The sequence below is a fragment of the Rhodobacter sp. NSM genome (genome assembly GCF_052244495.1).
GTDB lineage: Bacteria > Pseudomonadota > Alphaproteobacteria > Rhodobacterales > Rhodobacteraceae > Cereibacter_A.
The window spans coordinates 70344-83304 of sequence record NZ_JBQPXH010000010.1; the positions used below are offsets into that span (position 1 = coordinate 70344).

The 12961-nt window shown below is 71.7% G+C and carries 2 protein-coding genes; both read right to left on the reverse strand.

The genetic code is table 11. The features are described 5' to 3' along the window. Nucleotides 1–3 precede the first annotated feature (3 nt). Nucleotides 4–2766 (reverse strand): condensation domain-containing protein, encoded by a 2763-nt coding sequence (locus tag ACTVZP_RS17175; RefSeq protein WP_443213390.1) that lies wholly within the window; start codon nucleotides 2764–2766, stop codon nucleotides 4–6. After that, nucleotides 2763–12695 (reverse strand): amino acid adenylation domain-containing protein, encoded by a 9933-nt coding sequence (locus ACTVZP_RS17180; protein ID WP_443213391.1) that lies wholly within the window; start codon nucleotides 12693–12695, stop codon nucleotides 2763–2765. The genes ACTVZP_RS17175 and ACTVZP_RS17180 overlap by 4 nt, the downstream gene beginning before the upstream one ends. Nucleotides 12696–12961: the final 266 nt, after the last annotated feature.

The window sequence follows — 12961 nt, forward strand, 5'->3', positions numbered from 1 at the left end:
CGATCAAGGCCTCGAGGATCCTTCGGCCAGGAAGGTCTCGATCTCCTCGGCCAGCCGGTCGGTGCCGATGCGCAAGGCGCCCATGGCGACGACCTCGGGGATGTGGACGGTCTTCAGCCGGCCCTTCACGACATGTTCCCAGCCGATCGAGGCATCGAAGCCCCGGGCGCGCGGCACGTCGTCGGTCACCACATGCAGCACCGGCACGTCGATGGGGTCGGGGCGGTAGCGGTCGCGGGCCGCGACGAGGAAGTCAATGAAGCCTTCTTCCTCCGGCTCCAGATCCGTCCGGCGCACCCGGCCGATCAGCCGGAGCTTGCGGGCAAGGTGCAGCGCCCCCGAGAGGCGGATGATCCTGTAGCCGCCGAGGAAGGCGTCGGTCGACATCTGCCCCACCCACCAACGCCGGATCCGCCGCCTGAGCGTGTGGCGCCGGTCGACCCAGCGCAGCCGCCGGTCGGCCAGCATCCGTTCGACAAAGCCGGGCTCCCACACGTCCTTTAGCACCACCGCCGCGATGTCGTGGCCCTGCGCCTTCAGCACCCGCGCGGCCTCCAGCGCGACATTGCCGTGGACGCAGATGCCAAAGAGCAGGAACGGACCCTGGGGCTGGGCCTTGAGGATGATCGATGCATAGTCCGCCGCGATCTCCTCCATGCTGCGCCGGCCGTGCTCCTGTCCGGGCGAGCCGTCGAACAGCCGCACGCAGGCCGCCGGCCGGTCGATCGTGAAGCCCGCATGGATCGCCGTCGCCGTCCAGGCGTTGTTGACCGCGATGAGCGGCGTGCCGGCGCCGCCCCGCTGAAGCGGCAGGATGCGCCAGTCCTCCGCCTCCGCTGCCGTCGCCTTGGCCGTCCGCTCGCGGATCGCGGCGGCCAGGTCGCAGAGCCGCGGGTTGTCGTAGATAGCGCCGATGCCGATCTCGGCCCCCAGTTCGTCGCGCACGCGCGTCAGCATCCGCAGCACGAGAAGCGAATGGCCGCCGAGGTGGAAGAAGTTCGACGTGGGCTCCACGGCGTCGCGGTCGAGGACGTCCTTCCAGATCCGGGTCAGCTGCGCCTCAATGGAGCGGAGCGATGCCGATGCGGAGGGGGCGGCCAGGGCCGTCGCCGCCGGCTTCTTCGGCACGCGCAGCCGGTCGCGGCGCAGATGGCCTTCCGCGTCGCGGGGCAGGGCGAGAAGCAGGCTCACGCCCCAGGGCACGTCGGCCGGGTCGAGCCGCGTCGCCAGATGGACCGCCACCTCGGCCGGCAGGTCCTCGAGCGGGCCGGCATGATCTGGCCGCGGCACGATGAAGAGATAGGTGCCCTCGGGCTCGGCCACCGCCGCGGCATCGGCCACCCCGCCCATGTCGCGGGCGGCGGCTTCCAGCCGCGCGAGGCGCCCCGCCTGGCGGTCGCGCCGTTCCAGCACCGCGTGGTCGAGCGGCAGGGCCTTCAGCGGCTCGCCCGGATGGTCCAGCGCCTGATCGAAGCCTGCCACCAGAAGGTCGAGCAGCGCCCGCGCGGTGGCAGGCCGGAAGAGTTCGGTCGCGTATTCCAGCGTCACCCGCCAGCCCGAGGGCCGCCCGGCGATCTGGAAGTTCAGGTCGTAGACCGCGCCCGGCGTGTGGGACGGCGCCGAGAGCAGTTCGAACCTTCCGTGGCGGCGGTTCTGCATGAAGGTGCGCTGGATGTTGAAGTTGATCGAGACCAGCGGCATGCGCGAGGGATCGCGCGGCGGGTTCATCATCTCCACGAGCTTGTGGAACGGCATCGACTGATGCGCCAGCGCCTCCTGCACCACGCCCCGCACCCGGCCGAGATGATCGGCAAAGGTCGCCTCGGGGTCGGTCGGCAGGCGCAGCACGAGGTTGTTGATAAAGACGCCGATCAGTGGCTCGAGGTCCACTTCGTTGCGGCTGGCCACTTGGGTGCCGATCAGGATGTCGGTCTGTCCCGTGAAGCGGGCAAGGCAGGCCGAAAGGACCGCCGTGCCATAGGCGAAGACCGAGACCTCGCGCCGCTTCGCCTCGGCCTCCAGACGCTCGCCGAAGGAGGGCGGCAGCACGATCGAGGTCATGACGGCGGCGGTGCCGCGGCGGCCGGCGCGGGGGAAATCGGCCTCGATCTCGAAATAGGGCGCATCGGCGAGCTGCGCCTTCCAGTAGGCGCCGTCCTCCTCCAGCACGCCGCAGGCGAGGTATTCCTGCTGCCAGAGCGCGTAGTCGCCGTATTGCAGCGGCAGGTCGGGCAGGTCGGGCTCGCGTCCCGCCTCGATCGCCTCGGCAATGGTGCCGATCTCGTGGCCCAGCACGCGGATCGAGAAGCCGTCGAAGCAGACGTGATGCGCCACGATCATCAGCATTGCCCGTTCCGGCGACAGGCGCACCAGCGTCGCCCGCATCAGTCCGGGCTTCGTGAGGTCGAAGGGCAGCGCGCCGGTCTCCTGCGCGATGGCCTCGATCCGCTCCGAAGGATCCTCGCCCGCCGCGACGCGCAGCTCGACCACGCTCAGGCGGAAGCGGACCGCGGCCGCCACTTCCTGCATCAGCTGGCCGTCCTCCTCCACCAGCCGCGTGCGCAGGATCTCGTGCCGGTCGACAACGCGCTGGAAGGCGGCCTCGATGCTCGACGGCTGGACCTGGCCGCGGATCTCCCAGCGCACCGCCACATTCAGCGCCGGGGTGCCGGGCGTCATCTGGTCGAGGAACCAGAAGCGCAGCTGCGTGGCGGTCGCGGGAAAGCGGGCGACGACCGGATCGGTGAGGGGAAGCGGCAGGTTCATGATGCGATGGCTCCTTCGCGCCGCGCGCCGTGGCGGAACGAGCGCAGCGAGGGACGGGCGCCCGCGGGCGCGCCGGAGGCCTCGCGGCTCGCGGCGAAGGCGGCGAGGTCGCGGATGGTCGGATGCTGGAGAAGGTCGCGCGCCTCAAGGTTCAGGCCCGCATCGAGCATCCGGGCGGCGATGCGGAAGACGGTGAGTGAATCCGCCCCGAGCGCATAGAGCGTGTCGGTGGTCGAGACCGTCTCCATCCCCAGCACCTCGGCCCAGATCCCGGCGAGGCGTTCCTCCATCGGCGTGGCGGGGCGCGTCATCTCGCGCAGCGGCGTGACGGGCGCCGCGGCCTCGGGCGCGGGCAGCGCCTTGCGGTCGAGTTTGCCGTTCAGCGTCTGCGGCAGCGCGCTCAGCGTGACCCAGCGCGAGGGCACCATGTAGTTCGGCAGCACCCGTTCCAGCGCGCCCATCAGCATCTCGGGCGGGGGATCGGCGCCCGCCTCGGGCACGATCCAGGCCACCAGCTGCTTCTCGCCCCGCGGATTGGCCCTGAGGTCCACCGCCGCCTGGGCCACGCCGCCCACGGCGCGCAGCGCCATCTCGATCTCGCCGAGCTCGATCCGGAAGCCGCGCAGCTTGATCTGGCCATCGCCGCGGCCGAGGAGTTCGACCGCGCCATCCGCCAGAAGCCGCGCCCGGTCGCCGGTGCGGTAGAGCCGTTGCGCGGCCCCCCCGAGCGTCAGCTCGCGGAAGGCGGCCCCGGTCAGGTCCTCGCGGCCGAAATAACCCACGGCGAGGCCCGCGCCGCCGATGTTGAGTTCTCCCGGCACCCCCACCGGCAGCGGCCGGCCCTCGGGCGAGAGCACATGGAGCGTCGTGTTGGCGATCGGATGGCCGATGGTGATGGCCGCGTCCTCGGGCCGGATGCGGTTCACTGCCGACCAGATCGTGGTCTCGGTCGGCCCGTAGAGGTTCCAGAGTTCGGTCCCCTCCGCCATCAGCCGGCGTGCGAGGTCGAGCGGCAGCGGCTCGCCGCCCGCCATGACCTTCAGCCCCGCGGGGATCTTCAGCCCGGCCTCGAGCAGCATTCCCCAGAGCGTCGGCGTGGCCTGCATCACGGTGATGTCGCCCTGGCCCAGACGCGCGGCGAGGCGGAAGCCGTCGAGCACGTCTTCGGTCGCGGCCACCACCACCGAGCCGCCCGAAATCAGCGGCAGGAAGAGCTCGAGGATGGCGATGTCGAAGGAGACGGTCGTGACCGACAGCAGCCGGTCGGCGGCGGTGAAGCCGGGCTCTGCCGCCATCGAGGTGAGGCAGTTCACCACGGCGCGGTGCGGGATCTCGACCCCCTTCGGCAGGCCGGTCGAGCCCGAGGTGAAGATCACGTAGGCCGGATCCTCGGGGCCGGTGGCGGGCAGGGTCACCGGCTCGGACGCCTCGCCCGCGACCGCGACGGCGGTGATCCCCAGGCCCTCGGCATAGGCGGGAAGCGTGGCCTCGGGCAGGATCAGCGCCTGGGCGCGGGCCGCCTCGAGCACATGGCGCAGCCGGGTCGGCGGATGACGCGGGTCGAGCGGCACGAAGGCATGGCCCGCCTTCATCACGCCCAGAAGCGCCACGGGCAGCTGCTCGGACCGCTCGAGCGCCACGGCCACCCGGCCGCGCCCCTCGGGCAGGGCCGCGCGAAGCCGCGCCGCCAGCGCGTCGCTCTGCCGGGCAAGCTCGGCATGGGTGAGGCTGCGGCCCGCAAACTCGACCGCCGGGGCGTCCGGCCAGCGTGCGGCGGCGGCCGCCACCAGCCCGTGCAGCGTGGGCGCGGCCGGGGGCGCGATGACGGTGGCGGGAAGGGCCGGCAGCGCGCCGTCCTCAACCAACGACAGGTCGGCCAGCGGACGGTCGGCATCCTCGGCCAGCCCGCGCAGCACGAGGGCGAAATGGCCGATCCAGCGCCGCACGGTCGCGGCATCGTAGACGTCGGAATTGTAGTCCACGTCCAGCCGCAGCCCCTCGCGGCTCTCGATCATGTTGAAGAAGAGGTCGAAGTTGACCGCGGCCTTCGGGTTGGGATGGCTCGAGATCGCGAGGCCCGGGATTGCCAGACCCTCGGCCATCTTCTCGAGGTTGAACTGCACCTCGGTCAGCGGCAGCCGGTTCAGGCTGCGCTCGATCTTCAGCTCGCGCACCAGCGTGCCATAGGTGAAGTCGGAATGCTCGAGCGAGGCCAGGACCTTGTCGCGCACGCGCTTCAGGTGATCCGCCGCCGTGGCGCCCTCGACGAAGGGCGCGCGCACCGGCAGAAAGTTCACGCAATGGCCGACGAGGTTCGGATCGGGCAGCAGCGCCTGCCCCCCGGTCGGCACCGCCAGCACCACGTCCTCGGCACCCGAAAGCCGGCCGAGCGTGATCTGCAGCGCCGCAAAGAGGGTCGAGAACAGCGTGCAGCCCTGCCTCGCCCCGGCCTTCCGGGCAAGCTTCAGCACCTCGGCGTCGAGCCGCTCAGTTACGGTGCCGCCCCGGAAGCTCTTGATCGCCGGATGCGGCCGGTCGCCCGGCAGATCGGGCAGGGCAGGCACGGTGGCATATTCGCCGCGCCACCAGGCCTCGTGCGCGGGGTCGTGCGGCCGGCGCGCCAGCGCATGGGCGGCGAAGGAGGGCGCGGGCGGCAGCGCGGGTGCCCGTCCCTCGACGTGGGCGGTGTAGAGCGCGGCGAGGTCGGTGAAGATCACGTTGTAGGACCAGCCGTCGCAGACGATGTGATGGGCGGTGGCGACCAGCGTGTGCCGGTCGGGGCCGCGGCGGACCAGCCGGAAGCGGATCGGCGGCCCCGCCACCAGGTCGAGCGGGGTCTCGGCCTCGGCCTGCAGAATCTCAGCCAGCGCGGCCTCGGGGTCGGGTGCTTCCGACAGGTCGATGAGCGGCAGCTCCACGGGCGCAGGTGCGGCCACGTCGAAGCCCTCGCCCGAGCGGGCGAAGACCAGCCGCAGGCTGTCGTGCCGCGCGAGGATGTCGGTCAGGCTCGCCTCGAGGGCCGCCGTGTCGAGCGGGCCGTCGAAATGCACCGATGCGCCCTCGTTGAAGCTGCAGGAGGCCGCGTCGCCCAGCTGGCTCGTCATCCAGATCTCGCGCTGCACCTCGGTCAGCGGGATGGCCGTCGTGGGCGGCGCCGCGGCGGCGGGTGCGGCCCGGGGAGCCTCGGCCGCGATTGCCGCGGGCGGCGCCGCCGCCTCGGTCCCGGGGGCGAGGATGCCGATCGACTGCAACTGGTCCACCGCGCTCTCGAAGGCGCGGGCGATGCGGTCGCAGTCCTCCTCGCCGTGGGATGTCGTCAGGAAGCCGCAGTAGCTGTCGATGATGTGGATCCCCTCCATCCGCATCAGCGGATAGGCGAGCGAGGCGCGGGCCTCGTGCTGCGACAGGTTCAGGGCGAACCAGCTCGAGAACCCGTGGATGAGGTCCGGCAGGCCGCGGGAGGTGAGCGCCCGGTTTAGCCGGGCGGCGAGCGCTGCCGCCCGCTCGGCCGTGGCGGTCCAGAGCTCGTCCCCCTGCGTCTCGAGATGGTCGAGCACGGCATCGACCGCCGCCACCACCAGCGGATGGCGCACGAAGGTGCCGGCGAAGAAGGTGGGCGGCGTGTCGGGGCGGCTTTCGTCGCCATAGCCCCAGAGCCCGCCGTCGAGGGCGTTCATGAAGCGGCCCTTGCCCGCGAGGATCCCCACCGGCATGCCGCCGCCCGGCACCTTGCCGTAGGTCGCCATGTCGGCCTCGATGCCCCAGAGGCCCTGCATCCCGCGCCGATGGGTGCGGAAGCCGGTCACCACCTCGTCCATCACGAGAGCCGAGCCCTGCTCGGCGGTGATGGCGCGCAGCTCGCGCACGAACTCGACCGGGCGCAGCTCGGGGTGGCGGCTCTGGACGGGCTCGACGATGACGGCGGCGACGTCGCGGCCGTTGGCGCGCAGCCAGTCGAGGCTCTCCGGCGCGCCGTAGCCCAGCACCACCATGTTGCCGAGGCCCGAGCGCGGGATGCCCGGCGCGATGGGCAGCGCCACCGGGTCGCCGCCGCGGCTGCGGCCCTTGACCAGCACCTCGTCGAACTGCCCGTGGTAGTCGTTGCCGAAGACCACGATCCGGTTGCGCCCCGTCACCGCGCGGGCCAGCCGCATGGCGGCCATCACTGCCTCGGAACCGGTGTTGCAGAAGGTCACCCGCTCATGCCCCACCATGCGGGCGAATTTCGCGGCGACGGGGCCCGCCAGTTCCGCCTGCGGGCCGATGGGGAAGCCCTTCTCGAGCTGCAGCCGCACGGCGTCCAGCACGAAATCGGGCGAATGGCCGAAGGCGGTCTGGCCGAAGCCGTTCACGAGGTCGACGAATTCGTTGCCGTCTATGTCCCAGAGCCGCGAACCCTTGGCCCGCTCGGCGACGATCGGGAAGACGAGTTCCTTCCATTCCTGCCGGAAGCCCGCGGCGGTGCGCGGATCGGCATGGACGGCGCGATGGGCGGCGGTATGGGCCTTCGAGCCCGCGTGCTTTTCCGAATAGCGCCGGGCGAGGTCGTCGATGAAGGCCTGCTGGCGGTCGTCGAACCGCCCGCCGGAGAGATCGACGCCGCGGCCGAAGCGGAAGGGGGCAGCCTGCACGGCCGGTGCCGCCAGCGGGGCCGCGGCGGGGGTGGGAACGGGCGCAGGGGCCTGCACCGCGACGGGCGCGGCAGGGACAAGTGCTGCGGGGGCAAGTGCTGCGGGGGCCTGCCCGCCCAGGGCGCGCAGCTGCTCGGTGAAGATCGCCTGCATGGTCAGCATCTGCGACTGCAGCACGCCCGCGATCCCCTCGGTCGGCAGGGCCGGGGCGGCGGTCGGTGCGGGGGGCATTGCCATGGCGGGGGCGGGGGTCTCGCCTCCGGCGGAAGAAGTGCCGGCGACCGCAACCCGGGCAATAGGCGCGGCCGCCGACGCCACCGGTCCGGGGGAATCCGGCGGCAGGACGGCATCCATGTGCGCGGCGAGCGCCGCCACGGACGGATAATCTGAAAGCAGCTGCCGGAAGGTCAGCTCGACCCCGTGGTCCCGCGCGAGCCGCTGCGTGACCTGGCCGAGGAAAAGGCTGTCGAAGCCCAGTTCCAGGAAGCTCGTCTCGGCCTGGTCGGGCCCGAGGTCCTCGCCCGAGAGGTCGGCGAGCAGGGCCAGGAGGTCGGAACTGAGGCGCAGGCTGCGCGAGGGCGTGCTGGTCATCGGAAGGGACTCTCCAGGGTAGGGGCTCTGCAGGACGGCAGCCGGGGCGGGGGCCGCAGGCAGGTCCGCCGGGACGGGCACGGCCACGGGCGCGGATGCGGCGGCCGCGGCGGGCGGCGCGTCGATCCAGTGCCGGCGCCGCTCGAACGGATAGGTGGGAAGCGGCAGGCGGCGGGATCCGCGCGGACCGGCCAGCGACCAGTCCACCGGCACGCCCGCCGCCCAGAGCCCGGCAAGCGCTTCGGTCATGGCGAAACCGTCCGGAACCGGTCTGGTGTGATCCGGCAGCGACTGGAGGATACCGCCATGGCCAAGGCGCGACAGGCATTGCGCGGCGAAGGTCGAGAGCGTGCTTCCCGCCCCGACCTCGAGCAGCACAGGGGCCTGCCCTTCGGATGCCGCAACCCGGATGGCGGCATCGAAGTCGACCGTGGCGCGTGCCTGATGGGCCCAGTAGGCCGGGTCGCGCGCCTCCTTCTCCGTCGCCCGGGCCCCGGTGACGCAGGAAATCCACGGGATCTCTCCCGCCTTCAGGTCGAGGCCGGCGAGTTCCCCGGCCAGCGCCTCGCAGACGGGATCCATCATGGCCGAGTGGAAGGCATGCGAGGTATGAAGCCGCGAGCAGGCGATGCCCGCCTCGGCGAGCGCCGCCTCCATCGCCTCGATCGCCTCAAAGGATCCGGCCAGCACGTTGAGCTTCGGCGCGTTGCGCGCGGCGAGATCCACGCCCGGCCGCAGCAGCGGCTCGATGCGCGCCGCCTCGGCCCGGACGGCCAGCATGGCGCCGCCGGGCATGTCCTGCATCAGCTGCCCGCGCCGGGCGATGATGCGCAGCCCGTCCGCGAAGCTCATCGCGCCCGAGATCACGGCGGCGGCGAACTCGCCCACCGAATGGCCGATCATGGCCGAAGGCCGGATGCCGCGCGACAGCCAGAGCTTCGCGGTGGCGACCTGGGTCAGGAACAGCGCGGGCTGGGTCAGGCGCGTGTCGCGCAGCGCCCGCGCCATCTCCTTGTCCGAGGTGTCTCCGAAGCAGAGGAGCTGGTTCAGGTCGAGCCCGAGGAGCGGCTCGAGGATCGCCGCCCCCTCGTCGATCCAGCGGCGGAATTCGGGTTCCCCGGCATAGAGGCCCGAGCCCATGCCGGGATATTGCGAGCCCTGGCCGGGGAAGAGGAACACAACCGGCGGCGCATCGGCGGGCGCCGGACCCCTCGGGGGCGCGGCCTTGCGCAGCCGGGCCGCGGCCTCGGCCGGGTCGCGCGCGGCGACTGCCAGCCGGTGGTCGTGGACGGTGCGGCCCTCCTGCAGGGTGAAGGCCACGTCGGCGAGATCCACGGCATGGCTTTCCAGATGCCCGGCCATGCGGGCCGCCAGCGCCGCCAGCGCCTCGGGCGAGCGGGCGGAGAGCGGCAGGACCTGCGGCGCTGTCACCGGCTCCGCCACGGGGACCGCCGGGGGTTCCTCGAGCACCAGGTGGACGTTGGTCCCGCCGACGCCGAAGGAACTCACGCCCGCGCGTCGCGGGCCCTCGCTGGTCCAGCGGGTGGCGGCGGTCGGCACGCGGAAGGGAAGCTCGGCGAAGGGAATGCGCGGGTTCGGGCTCTCGAAGCCCGCCATTGGGGGGATCAGCCCCTCGCGCAGCACGAGGGCCGCCTTGATGACGCTGGTGACGCCGGTCGCCGCATCGAGATGGCCGATGTTGCCCTTGACCGAGCCGAGCGCGATGCGGCCCTGCGGCGCTTCCCCGAAGACAGAGGCCAGGCCGCGGATCTCGACCGGATCGCCGAGCGGCGTGGCGGTGCCGTGGCATTCGACGTAGCCGATCGACGCAGGCTCCACCCCGGCGTCGCGATGCGCCATCCGGATCGCTCCGGCCTGGCCGGTGACCGAGGGCGCGGTATAGGCGATCTTGTCCCGCCCGTCGTTGTTGATGCCCACGCCGCGGATCACCGCATGGATCGTGTCGCCCTGCGCCAGCGCATCCGCGAGCCGCTTCAGCACCACGACCCCCACGCCATGGCCGAAGACGGTGCCGTCGGCGCGGGCGTCGAACGGGCGGCAGGCGCCGCTTTCCGAGACCATCCCGCCCTCGGTGCAGCGGTAGCCGCGCTTCTGCGGGAAGGTGATCGAGACGCCGCCCGCCAGCGCCATGTCGGACTGGCCCGACCGCAGCGACTGGCAGGCCTGGGCGATGGCCACGAGCGAGGTCGAGCAGGCGGTGCTGACCGTGATCGCAGGCCCCTGCAGGCCGAGCTTGAAGGCTGCCCGCGTCGCCAGCGTGTCGGAGATGTTGCCCAGGATCTCGGCGAACATGTCCACCTGGTAGCCGGTGGCGAAGGCCTCGGCCATGGCCCGGTCGCGCAGCACGTGGCGGACGAGATAGGTGCTGAAGGACGCGCCGGCGAAGACGCCGATCGCCCCCGGAGGACGGGCGGGATCGGTCCCCGCCTGTTCCAGCGCCTCGACGCAGGTCTCGAGGAAGAGCCGCGCCTGCGGGTCGGTGGCGGCGGCCTCCTTCGGATACATGCTGAAATAGCGGGCGTCGAACAGGTCCACGTCCTCGAGACCCGGCCGGACCGGCACATAGTCGCGCGCCGCGCGCTCGGCCGGGGTGAAGGCGTCCTCGATCTCGGCGGGGTCGAAGCGGCGGAAGAGGCTCCTGCCCTCGGTCACGTGCCGCCACAGATCCTCGACGCTCGGCGCGCCGGGGAAGCGCCCCGCCATGCCGACGATGGCGATGGCGCCCTCGTCCTGTGCGGGTGCGGCCGGAACCACGGCCGCCGCCCCGGCGGCGGGGGCCCCGACGAGGGCGGCCAGACGCTCGGCCAGATCCTGCAGGCGGGGGGTCTCGAACATGAGGGTGATGTCGATGCGCAGGCCCAGTTCCTTCTCGAGCAGCGCATGGACGTCGATGAGCTGCAGCGAGCTACCGCCCATCTCGAAGAAGGTCCGCCCGGGCGGAACCGGGCCGCAGCCGAGCACCCGCTGCCAGAGGGCGGCGATGCGGGCCCGAAGCTCGGTGACGGAGGAAAGAGGCACGGCCGGATGGGCCACCGGGGTCCCGGAGGCATCCTCCGCGACGGTCTCGTCGGCTAGGGCGGCGGCCGCCTCGGCCTGCCGCGCCTCGGCGAGCGCCACCAGCGCCTTGCGGTCGATCTTGTTGGCGGGCGTGAGCGGCAGCGCCTCGAGCACGGTCATCAGTCCCGGCACCATCGCCTCGGGCAGTTCGCGTGCCATTCCTGCGCGGATGGCCGCCGCCGCCGCCTCGGGGTCGAGATCCGTCCCCTCCACGAGCCGCGCGAAGCCCGCGAGGCGCCGGTCGCCGTTCGGCGCGCGGATGACCTCGACCGAGCCGTCCTCGACCATCGGCTGGCGACGCAGCACGTGCTCGACCTCGTCGAGTTCGATCCGCCGCCCGCCGAGCTTCACCTGCCGGTCGATCCGCCCAAGGAACTGCACCACCCCGTCCGGCCGCCGCCGCACCAGGTCGCCGGTAAGGTAGATCTTCCCCTCGCGGCCCGGTCGCGGATCCGGCACGAAGCGCTCGGCGGTCTGCCCGGGCTTGTTGCGGTAACCGAGAGCGAGCCCCAGCCCGGCAAGGGCGAGCTGCCCCGCCTCGCCGTCCGGCAGTTCGGCCAGGGTCTCGTCCAGCACCAGCACCTCGTCATGCGCAGCCACCCGGCCGATCGGCAGCGGAGAGCCGTCGAAATCCGCGGGCGTCACCACGTGGAGCGTGCCGATCACCGTGTTCTCGGTCGGCCCGTAGGCATTGACGAGCTTCAACCCGGGGCCGTGGATCTCCCCGTGCTCAAGCGCGCGCGCGGCGAGCCGCGGCATCATCACGTCGCCACCTACATGCAACAGACGGAGCCGACCGATCGCCTCGGGGTGATGCTCTGCCAGCAGGTGGAAGATGCCGGTGTAGAGCCCCATCGCCGTCACGTCGTGCCGCAAGATCATGTCGGCCAGTACGTCCAGTGCGGGTTTCACAGTTTCAAGCACCACGAGCGTCGCGCCGTTCAGGAGCGGTGCCCAGATCTCGAAAGTGGAACCGTCGCAGCCGAAAGTAGAGCTGTGGAGAGCCACGTCCGAGGGCAGATACTGACAGTCCGTTTGCCGGATCGCGAGCCGCGCCACGCCGCGCTGCGGGATCTCGACGCCCTTGGGCCTGCCGGTGGAGCCCGAGGTGTACATGACATAGGCCAGATCCTCGCCGCTCCGCGCGGGCCAGTCCGGCAGGGAGGGGGCGGCCTCTGCGGCCTGCGGATCCTCAGTGACCGCCAGCACGGGGCGCACCCCCGCCGCCAGCGTCCGGGCCAGGTCCCCCTCGCCCGAGGCATGCAGCAGCAGCACGGGGGCGGCATCCCCGACCATGTAGGCGAGCTGTTCGCGGGCATAGGTCGGATCGAGCGGCATGTAGGCGCCGCCCGCGCGCAGGATGGCGAGCATGGCCACCAGCGCTTCGACCGAGCGTCCCGAGACGATGCCGACCACGTCTCCGGGACCCACGCCCGATCGCACCAGCCGGGCCGCCAGGGAAACGGCGCGGGCGTGCAGCTCGCGATAGGTCAGGCGCGTTCGCTCGGAGACCAGGGCGGCCGCCTCGGGGCGCATGCCGACCACACTTTCAAAAATGCTGAAAAGCGGCAGGGCCGGGGTGAAGTCCTGAAACGCATTCTCAAGCGGAGCGGAGTCTCTGCTGGACACTACGCAACACCTTTTAATGAACGGGCAGACGGGCCCGTTATCATGAATGTCTCTATCCAATCCCGAGGAGCCGGCTTTCGACGTCTGAATGACGCTTCGCCGCGTCGGCCTCAGGCTCTCAGTTCAAATCCGGGCGATCATTAAGCCCTGCCGCCCGCCACAACTTCACGAGAACCCCATCATCTTGTCAATCGCGCGAGACACGGGGACTGTCGATTTTATCGTATTGCAAAGACGGATCAGGCATCGTCCAATTTATCGCTTTG

Excerpts from the sequence above, each read along its gene's own strand:
- ACTVZP_RS17175 (WP_443213390.1), bottom strand. The coding sequence starts at position 2,766 with ATGAACCTGCCGCTTCCCCTCACCGATCCGGTCGTCGCCCGCTTTCCC.